Below are 18,612 nucleotides of genomic sequence, written 5' to 3'. Positions count from 1 at the left end.
CCCAAAAATTTGTCTGCACTGGTCACTACGGCTCTTGGCCCCGACAGGATTTGGCGCTACGCTGATTACTGCATCTTCCCTCCTCAAGCTAGTTTTGTGACATCCACCCCCACCAGCGAGGCGCACCATGACCATGCCCGCATTTTACATCCCCCACGGCGGCGGCCCCTGCTTTTTTATGGACTGGATGCCGCCGGACACATGGAATGCCCTTGGCGGCTGGATGCGCTCCATCCCGGCGACGTTGCCGCAACAGCCAAAGGCGCAGATTGTATTCTCCGCCCATTGGGAGCAGCAGGAATTTACCCTGTTGACCACGCGGACACCGGGCCTGTATTATGATTATTATGACTTTCCGCCGCATACCTATGAGTTGCAGTGGCCTGCGCCGCCAGCCCCGGAACTGTTTGACCGTGTGGGCCAGTGCATGCGCTCGGCAGGACTGCCGCTGGCAGAGGACACTACGCGGGACTTTGACCACGGCGTGTTTGTGCCGGGCCTGCTGATGTACCCAGAGGCGCAGATCCCCACGGTGCAAATATCGCTGAGGCGGGGGCTTGATCCGCTGGAGCATCTGGCGCTGGGCCGGGCGCTGGCCCCACTTCGAGAAGAGGGAGTGCTGTTTGTGGGCAGCGGCATGAGCTTTCACAACATGCGGGCCTTCCGCTACGGGGATAACACGCCCATTGATGGGGCGGATGTTTTTGACAACTGGCTGACGGATGCCGTGCGCAACCCCAACGCCGTCATGCGCAACGCGGCCCTTGCGGAATGGGAAAAGGCCCCAGGTGCGCGCTTTGCCCACCCGCGCGAGGAGCATCTGATCCCGCTCATGGTGATTGCCGGGGCTGCCGGAGCCGCGCAGGGCAAACTCGCATGGCATGGAAGAGCTATGGGCGCACCGCTCTCAGCATTTTCTTTTGACTAGATGAAATAAATACTTGCGGCCCACGGCGAAAAGGTATAAATCCAAATTCCTCATGGGGCTGTAGCTCAGTTGGGAGAGCGCTTGAATGGCATTCAAGAGGTCAAGAGTTCAATTCTCTTCAGCTCCACCAGATAGGTAATTGAAACCCCCGATCATTGAAAAATGGTCGGGGGTTTTTTGCGTGTTTAGAAGTTTGTGGAAGCAGCCAATTTCTTGCTTATGCGACGTGCACCCTGTGCAATCGTTGTGGTGAGTTAAAGGTGCTCAACTTCAAAAGATTTCCAAACTCAAGGCTTAGGGGGCAAGCACCATAATTTGCGCGGAAACAGAAGCTGCTATATATATTTTCTTTAATCACACTTTCCCCAGCTATCAAAGAATATTCGATGATATGTAGGAATGCTACATACTGGACTGGACATATCCTGAGGCTTGACCCAAGTGTAATCGCTGGATATGAATATGATTATAGCCTAAATTGTTAGCTTAGAAAGACAACATTTATAATTCCTAGAATAAGTCTGTAATACCTGTTTTTTTAATAAGAGGAGAGCGCTAATGAAACTCTTTGACAAGTTGGTACAGATCAAAGATTCTGTTGTTGACACAACAACTTCTACTAAAGATATTGCCGTTGACGCAAGTGCTTCTGCAAAAGAAAAAATACATAAATCTACAAAAGATGCATTTGAGTATTTTTCGTCTGTAGATTTAAATAAATATAAAGATATTGAATACAAAAATTATATAAAAAATAAATATTGCGACTTTTCAGAGTCTGTTGTTGAAAAATTTAATGCCACTTTTGAACTTGATAAAGACGCAGAGCAACTTGTTAATGACATGAAAGAAGCCCGGCATGGTTGCCCCCAAAATGCCTCTGAGATCTTTGAATTATGTAAAAATGAAGCCTTGCAGCGCACTATAGCGGTATTTTGTTTGGGGCCAATATTTAATAATCTTGATGATACCCTTGAGAACAGGTATTCGAAACTATCTACTCCTTATAAAGATTATGCAAAGGTAAAAGACGTAAGAAGACACAAAAATTTTGCTAAATTGGGTAAGATACGCGATAGGGCAAAAGAAAATATGGAAGTCCTTGATAATGGCTATAATGCTGATAAAGCATTATATCCATGGGAGGCACAAATTGAACATATAATATCTGCAAAAGAATATCATTCAAATGTCATTTTGAAAGCAGGAACAAACGAGAGTGAGTATATTTCTGCCATAAACGATAAAGACAACTTAACATTTATTGACGGAATTGTTAATAGTGCGAAAGGCGAGTTGGATTTAATTGAGTTTGTAAAAAGTAATATTAATTTTGAGATCGATGAAAATGATCCAGATATATATAACTACATTGATAAAAATGGTGATAAGCATTCAATAAATATGAATGACGTTAAAGATAGATATGGTGAAGCAAATGCTGCATATATGCATAATACAATCAATGCCGCTAAAGAGATTGGCCGGACTGCTGTGGAGTCTGGCTTGAAGATGAGCATGCAGCAGATTGTTGGCTTAATTGTTTATGAAACCGTGGATATTTTTGTCGACGAGATTAAAGACATATCAGAAACATGTGATATATTTGATAAAAAAAGCTATAAAGAAAACATATCCAAGCGTGCATCTTCAATTTCAAAAAAACTGAAAAAACGTTTTGATGAGAGAGATTTACTCAATCGGGCAAAAACACTTGGAATAGAGAGCACAATCTCTGGTGCGCTCTCTGTTATACCTCAAATTATAATCGCTATTATCATAAAAATGCCAGCATTTTTAATAGCAATCATTCGAGAATCTACCTTGTCTATGGTTAGGTGCGTGCGGATATTGACAAGCAAGATTGATAATAAATTTGATGCTATTAAGATTGTCTTTGCCGGGACGGCTTCTGCAATTTTAGGTGTTTATATCCAAAAGGTTATATCTTCATCAATCGCAGCCATACCGATCATTAATCGATTCAATAGACAAGTTACGGAGGTTTTATCTGGAATGCTCACTGTTGCAATACCTTTAAGTGCGGTTTATTTATTTGAAATAAACAAAAATAAATTTTCATTTTCTTTTAAAGGCAACACCGGTCTTTCAGAATAAATTTTGGTGAATGGTGCTTGCCCCCTAAGCCTTGAGTTTGGAAATCTTTTGAAGTTGAGCACCTTTAATTCACCACAACGATTGCACAGGGTGCACGTCGCATAAGCAAGAAATTGGCTGCTTCCACAAACTTCTAAGCACGCAAAAACCCCCGACCATTTTTCAATGATCGGGGGTTTTAATTACCTATCTGGTGGAGTTGAAGAGAATTGAACTCTTGACCTCTTGAATGCCATGCAAGCGTGCTTAGCGCTATGCCTGCGGCAACGGGATAGCCCCCAATTGCCCCCGTGCCTACCGCTCAAGATGCATTCAGGAAAATGGTCTTCTTGATGCTGACAAACTCTGGCGGCACAAGCAAGCGAATCAAACGTACACATTCACAGAGGGATTCGCAGCCGCAGGCTGTGCGGCACTGGCTCCAGCGCTATCCCCATCAGCAACGGCTACCTGGGCAGGCTGAACCTGGGCAGTTGAAAGGCTGGGCTGAGAAACAGCCGCAGGGGTTGCTTCCGTAACAGGCGCACTGACCGCAGGTGCTACTGCCTGAGGTTTTTGATCCGTCTGCGTCAGTTGTTGCGGTTGGCCTACAGCGTCCTTTCCATCTGCTGAATCTTTGCCCTCTGCTGCTTTCTTTGCCATTTCTTCAATACGTTTCTTGATTTCCTTGAGGTTGCGCCTTGATTCTTCAGAAACGCTTGTCTGCATGGCAAACCCCATTTGCCGGGCTGCCTTTTTAGCCTCGAGCGCAACCTCTGCGGGGGTTTTGGCAGCAGCGCATGCTGCCATGCCCGCTTCAAGAATGGCCTGTTGGCGATTCATGCTGGCACTTTGCTCGATCTGAGCTCCAAGTCGAGAGGCTTTGACATATTTTGATTCACCTGATGACGCCGACACAAAATTGCGGGACATCAAGCTGGAGTCAACAGATGATATGCTCATGATGGCCTCCCTGCGCTCAGACAATGTTATCTGTTTTATCGTCTAAAAAAGCAAAAGCTATAGGCAAACATTTTTATGTATGGCCATAACTCTGATGCTTGCGCACTGCCGTTAAATGCGCCGCTGTGGCAAGAATTCTGTATTTATCTGATTTTATTGATACTCACACAGATTGCAGATTTTTTTGCAAGCCCAAGCCCTCCCCAAAAAAATTCTGTCAGACATCTGGCACCAACCCCAGGCCATATTTTCCCCTGAATGTATCGAATTGCTTCTCCAACCTGCCAACAAAACAATATCTTTTTGATACACTTCATTTTGTGCACTGCGGCAGCTTTTATAAAAATCATATTACACTGTAATTATTAATACAAAGTACGACTCTCAATTTTTTCTATTGACAAGATACTAAATATCGAAGAGCAGTCATCCTGAAAACTGAACGCTACTGAGTTTTTTGGAGTAGTTTATGAAGCATATTATTCTACTAGCATTTATTTTTACATTGCTCGCTGGCTGTGTGGAGTCGTATTCGCATAAAACTGGTGCGCCAGTGCCGCAGTTGGCCCGCATGCCTACACTTGACCCTGAAACAGGAAAACCCGCCAAATGGTGGCTTCCGGATCTCAGCAATGAAGAAACGGTTGAGCCGCTTGAGGCGCGGGCACAAGAGCGCCGTTGCATGTATGGCCTGTACAATGACAAAAATATCAGCGAGTTGTCCCACCCAAACATGACGCACAAGGCCCTGCCGCAGAAAAAAAATCAGGTATGGGCTTATTCGATCTCGTATGTTGAAGAAAGGGAAAAGTCTCGCGGGTTTTTCCTCCGCAACGAAATAATTAAAAAGCCCGCCAGCACCATATTCAATATTTTTACAGATATGGACGGAAAAATCCTTGCCTGCACGTGGATCAGGGGCACGCCTGCATACCTTGCAGAGCAACGCGCAAAGGCGGCGCAAGATGCAGATGCCGCCCACCCCGCCCCATAGCGCCGCAAAACTTTTGCGTACCTACTGATGTACGGAGAATCTGATGCTCAAGAATATATTACTGGTTGGTGTATTTGTGGTGCTGCTGGGCTGCGGACGGCACGGCAACGGGTATGACGGCTGGGATGAAAACTATGTTGAAACCGGGACTGGCGTTACCATGTGGCTTCCCAAGAAGATGCACACGCGCATGTATTATTCATCCGTTGTGGAAGATTATGCAAAGACCTGCGGTCAAAGCCAGTATCTGGATGTAAACCTTCTACCTGAACCGCAGGATGTTTATAGGGATGATGCCGACGGTGTGCGCACCTATGCGTTTTGTAGCACGTTTTCTGTCCACGAAGGGCGAAAAACGAAGCTAAACAGCCCGGATGTGGACCGAACCGTCTACCATGACTACATTTTCAACGTCATGATGAACCAGAAAGGCGAAGTGCTGGACTGCGACTATATATACTCGGAGAGCACAACCGATTCGCCCATTTCAAACGAACCCTTCAAATTCCCCATTATTATTTTCAAATAAATAGACAGTACCCACCCGTTGCCAATGCTTTTGCAGCGTAGTTTTTCGCTATGGACAATCTGCTACCGGTCAAGAAACATACGGTAAAACTTGCTGTTCTTGATGCTGGCAAGCTCTGACGGCACAAGCACCCTGTTGATGCTGACCTGATCATTCTGCGCAAGCTTGAGGTAGTATGGCGCGTAGGGTCTGTCTTTTTTAAGTATGACAAGCACCGTGGGCTTGAGAGGCGACTTGTGATCCTGCTGACATACAATGCCCGTTGTTTCGTTTGAGAGCTGTACAACAGTACCTACGGGAAATATGCCCACCAGCTTGATAAAGTGCTCTACCAAACCCGGCGCCCACGCCTGCCCAGACATGGTGAACAGCTTTTTTACCGCCTGCGCAGGGGGGATTGCATTTTTGTACACCCGCGTAGATGTCAGCGCGTCATACACATCGCAAATGGAAATAATGCCACCGTGCAGGCTGATGGCCTCGCCGCTGAGCTGGTGCGGATAGCCTGAGCCATCGTGCCGTTCGTGATGGTGCAGTATGCCGTCAAGAATTATGCTGTTAATCCAGGGGATATCCTTGAGGTTGTCGTGGCCAAGCCTGACGTGCGAACGGATAACCGAGGTTTCGTCCGGGTTCAGGCTGCGCGGCGCATTCAGAATTTCCAGTGGCACAAAAGCCTTGCCGTAGTCGTGAAAAAGCCCGGCCATGCCAGTATCAAAGGTTTCATCATCGTCCAGCCCCAAAAACTGGGCAAAGGCGATGGAAAAGATGGCGACGTTGATGCTGTGCCGATAGGTATAATCGCTGGTTTTCTTGATGGTTGTGATAAGCAGCAGGGCGTTGAAATTACGGTGCAGGCTTTGAATAATCTCGTTTACAAAGGCTTTTAGCTCCGCAACTTCAATAGCGCCCACCTTTTTTTCCTGCATCAGGTTTTTGATGTAGTTGCAGGCGTCAAAGTACAGGTCACGCGCCCGGCAAAGCTCCTCGGCAAGTGACGTTTGCCCTGCATCGTTACACCTCGGGGTGCTGTGGCAGGGGCCAGATTGCACAACTTCGGAGCGGGCAGGATCGTAGTAGGCTTCCGTATATCCAGATGCAATAATATGTTTGATATGTTCAGCGCTTTTGATGACACCACTCTTGCCATAGACAAACGGAGCATTTATCCAGGATGTTGTGGGCTCTACGAGCCACATCCCCTGGCGTAACTGCGATACGGATATCTTTATCGGCTTCATGAAATCTCCCGCCAAAAGCATTGCCGCGAATATAGGTTTGCACGAGGCAGACCAAGCACCTCGCAAGCGAAATGTGATTACTTATTACCGTAATCTGATTTTTTTAATCTATCAAATGGAAATTCGACTTCAAATTTATACAGGAATGCTTATCAACAAGGCCTGGATTGCGTGATGCTATTGATTCTTGGCTGAAATTGGAAACCCGAAGTAGATGCATGCGTGCGGCATGTTGTCCAAAAGAATGCCCGGCGCATAGGCTGCATCGGCACTGCATCCCCCCTGCATACATACAAAAAGCCCCCGAATTGAAAAATCGAAGGCTTTGGGTGTTATAGGCGCTGGTGCGTCGGTACGCGCTGCTCACTGTTCAACGGCACGCTCGCCCGCTTCGTAAACGGTCTTTGCATAGCCAGGCAATATGCTTTTAAACAATGCATCGATATCTTTTGGGGTTTGCGCAGGCGGCATTGTATTTTTTTGATATATCCGCATCCCTACACTGCGGACAGGCTCTTTGCTGTCTGACTGAAGGTCAAATGTGCGCAATATGAGCGAGAACCTATACACACGTGGTTCCCACAGCACTCTACGCTGCATCTGGATGTTAAAGAATGGAATGAGAACATATCTGGCCCCTGCCTTTTTGCCGCTTTCGATGGCTTCCTCGTCGGTTTCATATCTGCTGCCTGTGGATACTGTTCCGGCATAGGGGGCAATGGTTTCCCTGAGCAAAACCACAATTTCCTCGCCAGTTCCGGGGTAGCGCTTTGCATCAACAATACCGCCGCCGGGTCTGTCATCAAAATCAGGAACATCCTTGGGCACGGCAATATACGTACTCTGATTCTTCTCCAGCGGCGGAAGCTGCTTAGCTGGCGGCACTTGGGCAGCACACCCGGTCAACGCAACCAAGGCCAGAAGCAGCATTACGACTTTTTGAAACATCTTTCCTCCAGCATTCAGTATCCACAAAAAATATGACATATGATTATTTCATAATAATTTTTATATTACCACCAATTGCGTTAGTATGGATTGTTGCCCGTTGCAAAAGGCAAGGCTTGTGCCCCCCTGCCTTATGCATCTTTGCTACGGAAACCCCTGTGCGTGGGGGACGGCAAAAGTTGGGTTCGGGACCACGATAATCCACTTATTTTTGAGCAGCTTGACAATGATAGTGATAATTGATTTTGTTGCACATAGATCAAGATTTTTGTTTTACTGGTAGCTGCCGCGCGCGTATTGCCCCCTTTTGGGATCCGCCCCCCGTGCGCGCCCATTGCGTCAAACTCCAGATGTGAAGTGACGAACGGCATGTCATCAGTGCGTATTTCCATAGACCGCCTCAAACCTGGCATGTTTTTGGTCAACCCCGGCATCTCCTGGCTGGCAGAACCCAATCTTTACCAACAAGAGGGGTTCATCGCCTCGCAGGATGAAATCAGGGACATTGCCCGTCAGGGCTATGCAGAGGCCTGCTATGATCCCATTCGCTCGCAGATTGTGCGCAATCTGGAATCGCCACCAGCGCCCCAGACGCCTCTTGCAGAAGAAATCTATGCGGCACGGGGCGCGTTTTCCGCTGCCTATGGGCACGTAAAATCATTTATGCAGAGCGCCGCCAGCGGCAATATTGAGGTTGCGGCGGTGGAGCCATGCCTGAGCGCCATCAAAAAAAGCATTGTACGCAACCGCAACGCCCTGCTCCTGCTGGCAAATCTCAAGAGTCTGGACGATTACATGTACCGCCACAGCGTCAACGTGGCTATTTTTGCCGTGTCTTTTGCGCAATATCTGGGCATGGATGACGAGGAACAGCGGCAGATCGGCATTGCGGCGCTGTTTCATGATTACGGCAAAGCGCTGCTGCCCGCCAACATTCTCAATGCGCCGCGCAAACTCAACGAGGGCGAAATGCAGATCATGCATTCGCACGTTGAGTGCGGTCATGCCAAGCTGCAGGCCACAGGCAAATTTTCGGCAGAAGTGCTGGAAGGCATCTTGCAGCATCACGAGCGACACGATGGCACAGGCTACCCATACAACCTTTCCGGCGACCAAATAGGCATGTTCGGGCGCATCATTTCCATTTGTGATGTGTATGACGCCCTTGCCTCAAAGCGCGTGTATAAAGACGCCATCCACCCCAAGCACGCCCTGGGCACCCTGTTCAAGATGGGCGAGAACGCATGGGCACCCGGCTATGCCGAGCATTTCATCAAGATGGTGGGCATCTTCCCCATTGGTACGGCGGTGGTGCTCTCCAACGGGCAAAAGGGCATTGTGTGCCATTCCGACCCGTATGCACCTTCATTGCCGCGCGTACTGCTGGTCAAGGATTGCGAGCACGGCGTCAAGCCGCTCCGCACCATCGACCTGTGGCGACAAAAAAGCATTTCAGTCAACAGATCACTTTCCAAGATCGAAACAGCCTACTGGGATATTGCCGCCCTGCTTGATTCCGCGCACGAGGACGATGCCTAGCAACGCCTTGAGCCTCAGTAGGCGCTTTTTTTGCGCCATGCGCAGACAAAACCTTTTGCACAAGCACCACAAGATGCCTTTGTTTGTCGCGTTCGGCTTTAAAAAATCAACCATCATGGAGGCTGTATGGCGTGGCTTTATCTTGTACTGGCGGGCTTTCTTGAAATTGGCTGGCCCATCGGCCTCAAACTGGGCTGGACAGAAGAAGGACTGCGCGTGTTGTGGCTCGCCTTTGCCATTGCCTGTATTTTGTGCAGCGGCATGATGCTGCTGATGGCCCAACGGGAAATTCCCATGGGCACGGCCTATGCGGTGTGGACGGGCATTGGCGCTGTGGGCACCTTTGTGGTGGGCATTGTTGCCTTTGGCGATGCGGCAACGCCCTTGCGCATGGCCTCTGCCGGTTTGATTATCGCCGGGGTGATCGGCCTTAAATTCGCCTGATTCCTGCCATCGGCAACTCTGATAAAATTGGCGGGACAATAGCGCAGAATCATGTTGCGCCATTGTCCCGCCTTTTGTTCATACCCTTGCAGCCGGCGCATCCGCCAGGCTCCATGCAAAAGTTTGCCCCTACGGGCTACTTTGTCAGGTTTTTCAGCTCGGCATCTGAACGCGCAATGGCAATGCGCGTACCGGGCTGTATGAATCCCAGAATCTTGACCATTGCTTCCTCCGGCACGCTGATACAGCCGGATGTGGGTTTGTCCTGCGTACAGTGCAGAAAGATTGCCGAACCTGCCCCCTTGACGATCTTATCCGTATTATACTCGACCACGGCTACATACTTGTAAGCCACGGTTTCTTTGGACAGATCTTCGGCAGACTTCCAGTCAACGGGGGTTGTATCCTTTGTAACCCACTGGTTGTAGCGGGCTGAGGCAACGTCATCCACCCACTTTTCGTCGCCTGCAAGCTTGGTATAGGCAATGTTCACCACAGGGGGCGTAGCCAGCCCAAAACCGCGCCGGATTTCATACACGCCCACGGGCGTTTTGCCATCGCCCTCGCGCTTGTCCACGCTGCAACCGTTTCTGCCCACATAGGCCGGGGTGCGCAGCAGCTCCTGCCGGGTGCCGTTGGCTGTGGAGTACACCACCAGCGTGCCCGTTGTGCCGGAGGCGACAACTTCAATCTCGGTAGTGGCGGCCTGGCACTGGCTTATGCCGTTGCTGCCGCAAACCAGCACGAAAAGAAGAAGACAGATCGAAAATAGATATCTTTGCATGGTGCCTCTGAATGTTTGTACAAGCCTGCTGACCTATTACCCCGCCGTTGCGCAACAAAAAGCTATGCAAGCCTTTTTTCACGCAACAGCGCGGCATGCCTGCTACACGCTCGCATACTGCTATCGCGATTCGCGGGCATATTCAACAGCAGGACACGCTAGTAAAACAGAAACGAGCCCCATACGTTATAAAAGCCCCGACCAGTGATGAACTGGCCGGAGCTTTTTTCAGACGCGTAATGGCAGAAGATTGTTCTGCCTTACGCGCATCAGTAGTCTTTGATTTCCAGATACACAAGAGTCTGGTTCAAGAGCTGGTAGGCTATTTCGCCAAACGTAACAGGCCCGACAAAGGCGCCTGTTTTCTTGTTTTCAAGATTGGAGAACAGGTAGTTCAAAATACAGTTGCACGAGAACACAACCTTGTCTGTATCCGAACCCATTACCTTGCTTACATGCGCATCAAAGGCCGCCACGTAATCCGCAATCGGCTTTGCATGTTTATAACGGATGCCACTGAAAACCGGTGCATAAAAGTGCACCATGTTTTCCGCCTCGTTTATGCACTGAAAGCTGATGTTCACCAGCGCGCCATAGTAGTCGGCAACGATTGGCAGCCTGGTATCCAGATTGTGTTCTTTAAGGTAGGCAGCGAAATTTTGGGGAGCGCCATTGACCATGACATCCTTGGCTGAGAACCCGTCGGCAGAAAAGGTCAGCGTGTCGCCATCGCCCTGCTCAAAAAGATTGATGATGCCGATCTCTGCCAGCTTGCCGGGCTTGAGCTCTGCCTGAAGCACTATGGCCCCATCTTCAATCATGCTTCCCGTACTGCCGTTAAAAACCTTTGGTGTCTTTTTGCCAAGATCGTCGAGATGCACGCCTGCAATCCAGCCGATGAGCGGCGACATGCCGAATGATTTGTAGTTGGGTGCATTCACCGCAAACGAAAGATGCGTTTCGCTTGCCGCAGGTATCAGAATAAAACTGAATCCCTGCTTTGGCCCCTCCACATACACATTGGCGAGCGTGTCTTTATTGTACTGGGCAATGCTGACGCTTTGGGCAATATCGGTAATGTCTGTAACAAATATGAGTTCACGGGAGGCAAGCCCTCCATGCTCTTTTGTAATAAAATAAGGAATTGTGCCGCCAACCCAGTTACCCTTAGGCAACTGCTGAATAATAGCTTCTTCGCCTGCAAGGAGAAGTGAACGCCCTTCGGAAATTTTTTTCTGAACGTCATGTATTCCCATAATTGACTGATTCATATGTTCCTCACTTCCCGAAAATTGTTTTGATATCATCCTGCACGGTTTGCGAATTGGCGTTTTGCACAAACAGATTATACAACTGCTCTATACTTGAGGCGATATTCTGCGGTGTTGGGTTGTCATGAACCCCGCGCACAAGTCGACCGAGCATGATCTTGGCTGCCAGAAACTTGAGTTCGAAGGTCTTCTTGCCAGTGATAATGTCTTGCCAGCCCGCATGGCTTTTGCTCGGAACTTCCATTGGCTCCTCCTTTTTCAACTAGCTGAATACACTTAAGTTATAAATCTATGGACATTTCTGTTCTTAATGTAAGAATAATCATATGAAAAATACAAAGTAAAGGTGAAATAATAAATTATATAAACAAAGCAAGTTACACTTCTATTCTGAGCAATTGCATACATATTTCACACACCATATTTAATTTATATATTTTAAAATCAGCGTGTTATAAAAATACAATAAAAATTGCACACATAGATTATTTACAAGAGAAAAATTATACAAGCTAAACTCAGAGCGGCTTGTTCAATAGTATCAGCGGGCTGTTGACAATCAGACGTAGAAAAGCCCCTCGGTCATAGCATGTTGACCGAGGGGCTTTCAAAGCGAGTTACCGTTGCTTATTTGCTTTGATAAATAATTTTTTCGGCTAGGCATTCCTGAATTTTGCCGTCCTTACCCACCGTAAGGTTAAGCATTACTGCGGTGGTAAATTCAACATCGGTTGCATACAGTGAATAGAGCTTGCCTGCCTGCAGGGTTTTGCCGCCTTCCAGCGGTTTGCTGTAAAACTTCATGTCTGCCAGCGTGGCATCTTTTATAGTTTTGCCTTCAAGTGCGCCACCGTTACAGGCCTTCATGGTGGTAATCACCTTTTCCCACGATGTTTTTATGGCCGGGGCCTGTTCTGGCGCCCACACCGCAACAAAGGGCATGGGCGGCGGTGGGGGCGGCAACGTTGAGGGCTTGGGGGCATAGCTGACGCAGGCTGTGAGCATGCAAAAGATGCCAGCCAGCATGATTTGTATACGCATGTTGATTCCTTTATTCCGTTTTGGTGCGACAAGCGGTTATGTTGCCCTGCTCATTCAGCACAATGTTGAACCACGCACGAGCCTGCACTGTGGCGGAATAGCTGCGCCCATCCGCATACGAAAACACACGTTTTTCAGGAAATTCCAGCACCATGGCGCATAACTGGCCAGTATACTGCGGCTGGCAAATGGCCTGATCTGATTGGGGAAAGTTTTGTAAAGCGCTACCCAAATAGGCTCCATCGCGGCATGCGTTGATTATTGGCTCGGCCTGCGCCTTGGTGATTTTAATGGAGGCAAGCTCCGCAGGCCGCCATTGGGGAGCCGAAGTTATCACGCACGCCCCCAGCAGCACATAACAGAGGAATAGAATCAAGTTATGTCGCATTCGGGCTACTCCTTGGGCATTTTTGCTGCCAGAGTTCCTTCCTTGGGCTTTTTGCTGACTTGCACATGGTGCCCATACGAGGCCTTGCAGTCGTAGACCAGACCCTTGGTATTGATGTAGAGATTTATCATGTAGTGGTAGTAGTTGGTGTCCTCTTTTGTTACCGAATGCCACGAATTTGTTTTTGAGTCGAATTCTTGGCCAAGATACTCATGCGTTTCAGAGTCTATGAGTTCTGCCGCACAAATCCTGTTGCCGTTTTCGATTTTTTCGCAGCGCTGGCTCATTATGGGAAAGAGATTCTCTGGGCTAAAACCGCTGTAGTATCCGTTGTTGCACCTTTTGGCGATGTCTTCCATTTCTGGCGAGCCGCCAAATTTATAGGGCGCACTTTTGGGAGCCCAGATTTCATCAGGATACTGCGTGGAGCCGCAGCCCGTAAGAAGCAGAAAAAACACTGCCAAAAGCCCACTATATCTGCCCATTATTACATTCCTTTTAAAGAGGCTGTAGTAAAAACCGGATGCAAGATATACTGCAAGTGATGTGGAGAGTCGAGCAGTAGTGATAATTTTTTTCACCAAGTGAAATAATAGGTATATTAAATTTGGATTATCAGCGCAAATATTGCAATAAAATCAGCATATAATGTGCTAATGCAGGCGCACTAGTATAAAAATCACTCTTGAAGGAGAATATAGAGCCAGTAGTCTGATTTTGTTGGCGGTGTAAGGTTTGGGTCATGATGCCTTAGTATGGCATTCAAGAGGTCAAGAGTTCAATTTTCTTTAGCTCCACCAGATAGGTAATCAACCCCCCCGATCATTGAAAGATGGTCGGGGGTTTTGTGTCTTACGCGATTTGAAAAAAGAGTGGGGTCTACACCAAAGACAGGGGCAATCGCCCCGGCCTGAACAGCTAGACCATAACTCCACTTTTCCGGCCCGCCACTATAAATAATTAGAATGATGACAGGCCAGCACAACAGCACTAAACAAAAAATTTTGTTCTATTTGCGCGCTTGTTAGGAATGACATGTAAACCCCGCTACTTGGGACTACTCATTCACTAGCGCATAACTACAATCAGTTTGAGCCAGAATGCGCGACTATACTGGCCCGAATACGCTTAAGGCCAGAATCATCCAAAACTCCATAAAGGTTGGCCCCAGGGCCGCGAGCAGAAATAACATACAGATGGGGATCTTGACCAGCATTGCGGCGCTAATCTGCGACCTAAAGAAGAATATATACAGGAGCAGTACGCAGATAAACGAAGCAATAGAACCCTGAACTGCAATTGTTATTAAGATGATAGACCATGAGGACAACCATCCAAGGCCCATAATGTCAGCGATATGCTGAGTGTCTATTATTTCGGCAGCACCTATGAAGCATAAAGACATGCCTGAGATATAAATCCATATATTTTTTGCAATTTAAAAAGTGACAACAGCACAATAACGCCAGCCGCTCCAACAGCCTGCACCACATGCCCCATATAGTCGTCATCGACCAATCCACCGAACCAAGTAAAAATCAAGATAATAATATTAGGCCAGTGTTCTCGCACTAGGCCCGCAACTTTTGCTTTTATTTCCGGGCTTGTTGGGAATGCCATATAATTCCTCAAAGCTGTTTATGTGTTTTGCTCAAGCATGCTCAAATTTTGGCAGAAAAAATAAAAATATTTTTTCGAGGTCTGCAAAAAATTTCGGCGTTTATGCCATTCCATGACCTCTGCGCAAAATCATAACTAACTGAAAATTTTATTTTTTTCATCATAAATGCCCTTATTTATCAAACTGAAAAGAACAAAAAACTACTGAAACGTTTCAGTCTTACAAAAACGCCCGCCTCTGCTATATCTCCTCCAAACCCTTTAAGGAGGAGACATGGCAGCGAACAATTTCAGCACCAGAAACATGGGGCATGATGTCTCAGACCAACCACGTTTGAGCAACGGGCGATTCACATTTAAAGACGCAGCAAACGCGGCAACAATGCCTTCCAACAGGCAACAGACAGCGCTTGAGGCCGCAATGCCTGTTCCACAAACTGCTCCGCTGGAGGAGCGCATGTATCCGGCCAGCGTTGCTGACGTTGTGAAAAAACATGCCAACGGCGATCACACAGGTTTGCAACCATATTCAAGTGATCCCAATGCCACAATCCCGTATTATCAAATGGGGGTTAGACCTCTTGAATCACGTTTTTTTTCAGGATGGTATGGCGAGAGATTACCAGGGGCTGACCTACACTTTGACCACATGCACTTCCTTGGCAACGACGGCAGCAATTTTGGCCTGACGTCTGACGGCGTATTTTCTGAACCCTTGCAGAATTTGAATAAATATCAAGTCGAGTCCCCCAAGTATCGCAAGGAATACATTGACAGAGCAAAGATTGAAACAGACCGCAAATGGGAAGAACTTCAGTTAAAAGCGATTGATACACAAGATTATGACCACCGGATGTACAACTTAGCAACGCACAACTGTCAGCACTACTTTGCCGAAGTTCTTCAAAAAGCCCAGGAATACGCAACCAAGGAGAAACCTCTTGTGCTGCCCTGAAGCGCCGGAAAGATTGCCCACACTTGCAGACATGTAATGCATAGTAATCCCATATACATCTAAAATAGCACACAGAACATAAAGCAAAACGCCCCCGACAATCGCGGGATAGTCGGGGCGTTTTGCCTGACCAAGCAATCTGTAAACAAATATTCCATTGCCATATAAATGAGAGTTCCATAAATTGCTGGCAAGTTGGCGGCCAACGGTGCCACCCTTCAGCTTTTTTGCTGAGCAACAGGAGCAAAGCACTCTTTTTTGCGCACCGTATGGCTTTGCGGCTTACACAAAAAACAGCATTGGAGAATTGCATGCCCGCTCCAGCAGACACACAAGTACAAGGGTCAACCCTCTTGTGGGCACATTGGCCTGTAATCGTTGCGCTGATCATCGCATTTTTGGGCTGGTGGCTGCTCATGCGGGAAACCACGTCTGCGGTGGTTATGACCGCAGGCATGGCTGGAATGCTTGTTTGCCTGCCGTTGTTTAAGCAGGAAAAGAATCCGTGGCTCTATGTTGCGGTGCTTGTTTTATGCTCCACAGGTACGCTTGTGGATGCAAAGCACCTCACTGATGCCATAGGGCTTGAATGGCTGCCAAGACGAACCGCTGCGATGATATCCCTTTCTGTGCAGGGATTTGTAGCCTCATTTGTATATTTGTTGCTGCATTTGTATATTTTTAGACTGAAAGGGCGGGCGGGGCTGCTTGCAAAAGTTCCCCCATGCATGTTGTTTATGACTGCGGCCTTGTACCCCGCAGCTGCACTATTCTGGCTGTTTCTTGCTGCCATCGGCCTTGCGCCGCTCTGCTAGATAAGGACGCAGCTCAAAATTTGCCCCTAAACGCTAGTGCTGCACACTAGCGGCACAATAGACCTTGAAGCCAGCAGGAGCACCACGCGCCTTCAAGCTCACGGTGCTGGTCATACAGAAAAAAGACCGCCCCTACGCGCCCTACTACCTTAAGCTTGCGCAAAACGATCAGGTAAGTATCAACAGGGTGCTTGTGCCCTCTGAGCTTGATAGCATCAGAAACAGCAAATTTTACCGCATGTTTCTTGAGGGGTAGGGACGAGAGGAAATTTGGATTGCGCGCGAGAGAGAGGTGGAAGCAGGACGCCATTCCGCGCTGCTGCGTGACGCGCCAGACGGACGCTTGAATGGCATTCAAGAGGTCAAGAGTTCAATTCTCTTCAGCTCCACCAGATAGGTAATCAAAACCCCCGATCATTGAAAAATGGTCGGGGGTTTTTGCGTTTTGGGAGGTTGGAATGGAAGATAGCAAGCGTGCAATCCCGTAATTGCTATTTTTTTTTCGGTGAATCCAAAAAGTTTTTATACCATTTGCTAATTGTTTTTATCTCAAAAGCTATTGCTATGCAAAAAAATAGTGCGTAAGGAAAGGGTATACTCATTAAAAAATTAAGCATAAAATTTGTTATTTCGAGAGATTGATTTATGTATGCTAAAAATATTGCTAATGTTTGACTTATAATAAAGTGCATAAATGCACCGTTAATCATAAGTAATATTGACTTTCCATCCTTTGTTGTCGTCTTAGCCAAAAATTTTCTAAATTCATCATCTCCAAATGTAATAATTATTGCATACCCACCAACAGAAAATCCAAGTATATTAGGCAATACACTTAGAGCAATGTTAGACCAACCGTTTGGACATTGACTAAACAGTGAAATAAAAAGAGCAGTGATAACTGCCAAATGAAAATATGGTGTATATAAAATATCGCGGATTGGGCCAAAATATATAAAATAATCAGAGATATCTTTGGATAAAAACTTGTATTCCTCCACAATTTTTGCCTTCAGCACTTTGCAGGAGGGAGTTATTTTTTTGAAAAAAGGACGAAATAATTTTCGCATGTTTTTTAACCATCTTGTGTTGTAATCTTCTCCCATACTTTTTGAGCGGCCCTAGCAAGGGCGAACAAATAGGGTTCGTTTTTTTCAGTAAAAATACTATCTACAAGTGGCGAATTATCCGTGTCGAATTCGACAGTCTTGCCATCTTCGTCCCGCCCCCTCCCTATCACACGCCCATTATTTCTTGCAGCATTCATAAAATTTTTTGTTAGTTCATTTGGTGTGATATTATCACTTCGAGTCGCCAGCCGATGCTGTAAAGATTCAGCATTTTGCTCTCTTAGACTTTCTTCAACATCAAAATCAAATCTATTCATATTTGTTGGATTTGGTCGATGGACAAAAATTTCTAAAGATCGCAAAGATGGTATGCGCAATATCTCCTCAATATATTCTTTCGTAGAGTGCAGCGACACATCAACCTCACCAAACTCGGCAACAATCTCTTCGCGTTTAAAAATACGCTCAAAAAAATCTTTTGCCATCTTTGGAGTGATATTCCTCACATCTACAAATATGCGGTGCGAGTCTTCAAATAAGCAGAAATTAACGTCCAAAGTATTTGATCTGATCTGTGGATCAATAATATTTTTGGGGTTTCCGTCTTCATCCAAAATAAGCGACAGCTTGTTTATATCAAAATACGGTGGTCGAATGTTAACAAATTTAAATACTGTTCCGAATAAATAGTTTCCATAAGGGGTAAAAGATTCTTTTACCCCTATAAGGCAGGCAGCATGAGTCTTATTAAACTGAACAACATCATGCTTGTCTGAACAATTTTTTAATAATTTGCTGTAATCCCTTTTATTCTCGTCATGGATTACAACATTCAATGCACATACAGCAATTCTTTGTTTTCGCGCCATATAACCACCAAATGAGGAGTGTTTTGCTGCTGCATCTACAGAAACAGTAGCATTATTAAATTTTTATGATGTCTGAATTTTGTCGTCGTTTAAATTTACGCGTTATTCTTTTGTAT

At 46.8% G+C, this 18,612-nt stretch carries 21 protein-coding genes and 1 tRNA gene; 10 read left to right on the top strand and 12 right to left on the bottom strand.

The features are described from left to right. Positions 1-127: 127 nt before the first annotated feature. The 3 genes from JMF94_RS01195 to JMF94_RS01185 all read left to right on the top strand — a co-directional run bounded on the left by JMF94_RS01195 (position 128) and on the right by JMF94_RS01185 (position 3,046). Positions 128-928 carry a dioxygenase gene (locus JMF94_RS01195; RefSeq protein ID WP_240823395.1) on the top strand — a complete coding sequence of 267 codons (801 nt, stop codon included), beginning with the start codon at positions 128-130 and terminating at the stop codon, positions 926-928. A gap of 54 nt (positions 929-982) precedes the next feature. Next, a tRNA-Ala gene (locus tag JMF94_RS01190) sits at positions 983-1,058 on the top strand. A gap of 428 nt (positions 1,059-1,486) precedes the next feature. Next, on the top strand, positions 1,487-3,046 hold the full coding sequence (locus JMF94_RS01185; RefSeq protein WP_240823394.1) for a hypothetical protein: 1,560 nt from the start codon (positions 1,487-1,489) through the stop codon (positions 3,044-3,046). A 366-nt stretch (positions 3,047-3,412) separates the two neighbouring features. On the opposite strand, the gene JMF94_RS01180 is transcribed toward JMF94_RS01185, so the two are convergent. Then, entirely contained in the window at positions 3,413-3,868 is a 456-nt protein-coding gene (locus JMF94_RS01180; RefSeq protein ID WP_240823393.1) for a hypothetical protein, read from the bottom strand. 589 nt (positions 3,869-4,457) lie between these two features. On the opposite strand from JMF94_RS01180, the gene JMF94_RS01175 reads away from it, so the two are divergent. Then, positions 4,458-4,982, top strand: a complete 525-nt coding sequence (locus JMF94_RS01175) for a hypothetical protein (protein WP_240823392.1) — start codon at positions 4,458-4,460, stop codon at positions 4,980-4,982. 43 nt (positions 4,983-5,025) lie between these two features. Beyond that, positions 5,026-5,511, top strand: a complete 486-nt coding sequence (locus JMF94_RS01170; protein WP_240823391.1) for a hypothetical protein — start codon at positions 5,026-5,028, stop codon at positions 5,509-5,511. A 62-nt stretch (positions 5,512-5,573) separates the two neighbouring features. Here the strand turns inward: JMF94_RS01170 and JMF94_RS01165 are convergent, their stop codons facing one another. Continuing rightward, positions 5,574-6,752, bottom strand: a complete 1,179-nt coding sequence (locus JMF94_RS01165; protein WP_240823390.1) for an HD-GYP domain-containing protein — start codon at positions 6,750-6,752, stop codon at positions 5,574-5,576. 363 nt (positions 6,753-7,115) lie between these two features. Then, a complete protein-coding gene (locus JMF94_RS01160; protein ID WP_240823389.1) occupies positions 7,116-7,700 on the bottom strand; it encodes a DUF4823 domain-containing protein in 585 nt (194 codons plus the stop codon). A gap of 369 nt (positions 7,701-8,069) precedes the next feature. Here JMF94_RS01160 and JMF94_RS01155 point away from each other — a divergent pair, with 369 nt between their 5' ends. After that, positions 8,070-9,239: an HD-GYP domain-containing protein gene (locus tag JMF94_RS01155; RefSeq protein WP_240823388.1), complete on the top strand. Its 1,170-nt coding sequence runs from the start codon at positions 8,070-8,072 to the stop codon at positions 9,237-9,239. A gap of 126 nt (positions 9,240-9,365) precedes the next feature. Then, complete coding sequence (locus JMF94_RS01150; RefSeq protein WP_240823387.1) at positions 9,366-9,683, top strand: multidrug efflux SMR transporter; 318 nt, start codon at positions 9,366-9,368, stop codon at positions 9,681-9,683. Between the two features lie 136 nt (positions 9,684-9,819). Here JMF94_RS01150 and JMF94_RS01145 read toward each other — a convergent pair whose 3' ends face one another. The 7 genes from JMF94_RS01145 to JMF94_RS01115 form a co-directional block, all read right to left on the bottom strand. Continuing rightward, positions 9,820-10,467 carry a L,D-transpeptidase family protein gene (locus tag JMF94_RS01145; RefSeq protein WP_240823386.1) on the bottom strand — a complete coding sequence of 216 codons (648 nt, stop codon included), beginning with the start codon at positions 10,465-10,467 and terminating at the stop codon, positions 9,820-9,822. Between the two features lie 269 nt (positions 10,468-10,736). After that, complete coding sequence (locus tag JMF94_RS01140; RefSeq protein ID WP_240823385.1) at positions 10,737-11,774, bottom strand: hypothetical protein; 1,038 nt, start codon at positions 11,772-11,774, stop codon at positions 10,737-10,739. Further along, positions 11,746-11,982 carry a hypothetical protein gene (locus tag JMF94_RS01135; RefSeq protein WP_240823384.1) on the bottom strand — a complete coding sequence of 79 codons (237 nt, stop codon included), beginning with the start codon at positions 11,980-11,982 and terminating at the stop codon, positions 11,746-11,748. Before JMF94_RS01135 ends, JMF94_RS01140 begins: the two co-directional genes overlap by 29 nt. 383 nt (positions 11,983-12,365) lie before the next feature. Further along, positions 12,366-12,779: a hypothetical protein gene (locus tag JMF94_RS01130; RefSeq protein WP_240823383.1), complete on the bottom strand. Its 414-nt coding sequence runs from the start codon at positions 12,777-12,779 to the stop codon at positions 12,366-12,368. Positions 12,780-12,789: 10 nt separating this feature from the next. After that, positions 12,790-13,167, bottom strand: coding sequence for a hypothetical protein (locus JMF94_RS01125; protein ID WP_240823382.1), 378 nt, complete (start codon positions 13,165-13,167; stop codon positions 12,790-12,792). A gap of 5 nt (positions 13,168-13,172) precedes the next feature. Further along, entirely contained in the window at positions 13,173-13,652 is a 480-nt protein-coding gene (locus JMF94_RS01120) for a hypothetical protein (protein WP_240823381.1), read from the bottom strand. A 901-nt stretch (positions 13,653-14,553) separates the two neighbouring features. Next, positions 14,554-14,787, bottom strand: coding sequence for a hypothetical protein (locus tag JMF94_RS01115; protein ID WP_240823380.1), 234 nt, complete (start codon positions 14,785-14,787; stop codon positions 14,554-14,556). 274 nt (positions 14,788-15,061) lie between these two features. On the opposite strand from JMF94_RS01115, the gene JMF94_RS01110 reads away from it, so the two are divergent. The 3 genes from JMF94_RS01110 (at position 15,062) to JMF94_RS01100 (ending at position 16,813) form a co-directional block, all read left to right on the top strand. After that, positions 15,062-15,742, top strand: a complete 681-nt coding sequence (locus JMF94_RS01110) for a hypothetical protein (RefSeq protein ID WP_240823379.1) — start codon at positions 15,062-15,064, stop codon at positions 15,740-15,742. 311 nt (positions 15,743-16,053) lie between these two features. Beyond that, positions 16,054-16,557 carry a hypothetical protein gene (locus JMF94_RS01105; RefSeq protein ID WP_240823378.1) on the top strand — a complete coding sequence of 168 codons (504 nt, stop codon included), beginning with the start codon at positions 16,054-16,056 and terminating at the stop codon, positions 16,555-16,557. Positions 16,558-16,621: 64 nt separating this feature from the next. After that, positions 16,622-16,813: a hypothetical protein gene (locus JMF94_RS01100; protein ID WP_240823377.1), complete on the top strand. Its 192-nt coding sequence runs from the start codon at positions 16,622-16,624 to the stop codon at positions 16,811-16,813. 235 nt (positions 16,814-17,048) lie between these two features. On the opposite strand, the gene JMF94_RS01095 is transcribed toward JMF94_RS01100, so the two are convergent. Then, positions 17,049-17,663 carry a hypothetical protein gene (locus JMF94_RS01095; protein ID WP_240823376.1) on the bottom strand — a complete coding sequence of 205 codons (615 nt, stop codon included), beginning with the start codon at positions 17,661-17,663 and terminating at the stop codon, positions 17,049-17,051. Then, a complete protein-coding gene (locus tag JMF94_RS01090) occupies positions 17,633-18,496 on the bottom strand; it encodes a DUF4747 family protein (RefSeq protein ID WP_240823375.1) in 864 nt (287 codons plus the stop codon). The genes JMF94_RS01095 and JMF94_RS01090 overlap by 31 nt, the downstream gene beginning before the upstream one ends. Positions 18,497-18,612: the final 116 nt, after the last annotated feature.

It is taken from the genome of Desulfovibrio sp. UIB00 (genome assembly GCF_022508225.1).
GTDB lineage: Bacteria > Desulfobacterota > Desulfovibrionia > Desulfovibrionales > Desulfovibrionaceae > Desulfovibrio.
Note: the sequence above shows the minus strand (reverse complement) of the source record. Positions and strands in the feature narration are given on the sequence as shown.

Coding starts and splice junctions, on each gene's coding strand:
- JMF94_RS01195 (WP_240823395.1), top strand. CDS start 128: ATGACCATGCCCGCATTTTACATCCCCCACGGCGGCGGCCCCTGCTTT.
- JMF94_RS01185 (WP_240823394.1), top strand. CDS start 1,487: ATGAAACTCTTTGACAAGTTGGTACAGATCAAAGATTCTGTTGTTGAC.
- JMF94_RS01180 (WP_240823393.1), bottom strand. CDS start 3,868: ATGAATCGCCAACAGGCCATTCTTGAAGCGGGCATGGCAGCATGCGCT.
- JMF94_RS01175 (WP_240823392.1), top strand. CDS start 4,458: ATGAAGCATATTATTCTACTAGCATTTATTTTTACATTGCTCGCTGGC.
- JMF94_RS01170 (WP_240823391.1), top strand. CDS start 5,026: ATGCTCAAGAATATATTACTGGTTGGTGTATTTGTGGTGCTGCTGGGC.
- JMF94_RS01165 (WP_240823390.1), bottom strand. CDS start 6,752: ATGAAGCCGATAAAGATATCCGTATCGCAGTTACGCCAGGGGATGTGG.
- JMF94_RS01160 (WP_240823389.1), bottom strand. CDS start 7,700: ATGTTTCAAAAAGTCGTAATGCTGCTTCTGGCCTTGGTTGCGTTGACC.
- JMF94_RS01155 (WP_240823388.1), top strand. CDS start 8,070: ATGTCATCAGTGCGTATTTCCATAGACCGCCTCAAACCTGGCATGTTT.
- JMF94_RS01150 (WP_240823387.1), top strand. CDS start 9,366: ATGGCGTGGCTTTATCTTGTACTGGCGGGCTTTCTTGAAATTGGCTGG.
- JMF94_RS01145 (WP_240823386.1), bottom strand. CDS start 10,467: ATGCAAAGATATCTATTTTCGATCTGTCTTCTTCTTTTCGTGCTGGTT.
- JMF94_RS01140 (WP_240823385.1), bottom strand. CDS start 11,774: ATGATATCAAAACAATTTTCGGGAAGTGAGGAACATATGAATCAGTCA.
- JMF94_RS01135 (WP_240823384.1), bottom strand. CDS start 11,982: ATGGAAGTTCCGAGCAAAAGCCATGCGGGCTGGCAAGACATTATCACT.
- JMF94_RS01130 (WP_240823383.1), bottom strand. CDS start 12,779: ATGCGTATACAAATCATGCTGGCTGGCATCTTTTGCATGCTCACAGCC.
- JMF94_RS01125 (WP_240823382.1), bottom strand. CDS start 13,167: ATGCGACATAACTTGATTCTATTCCTCTGTTATGTGCTGCTGGGGGCG.
- JMF94_RS01120 (WP_240823381.1), bottom strand. CDS start 13,652: ATGGGCAGATATAGTGGGCTTTTGGCAGTGTTTTTTCTGCTTCTTACG.
- JMF94_RS01115 (WP_240823380.1), bottom strand. CDS start 14,787: ATGGCATTCCCAACAAGCCCGGAAATAAAAGCAAAAGTTGCGGGCCTA.
- JMF94_RS01110 (WP_240823379.1), top strand. CDS start 15,062: ATGGCAGCGAACAATTTCAGCACCAGAAACATGGGGCATGATGTCTCA.
- JMF94_RS01105 (WP_240823378.1), top strand. CDS start 16,054: ATGCCCGCTCCAGCAGACACACAAGTACAAGGGTCAACCCTCTTGTGG.
- JMF94_RS01095 (WP_240823376.1), bottom strand. CDS start 17,663: ATGGGAGAAGATTACAACACAAGATGGTTAAAAAACATGCGAAAATTA.
- JMF94_RS01090 (WP_240823375.1), bottom strand. CDS start 18,496: ATGGCGCGAAAACAAAGAATTGCTGTATGTGCATTGAATGTTGTAATC.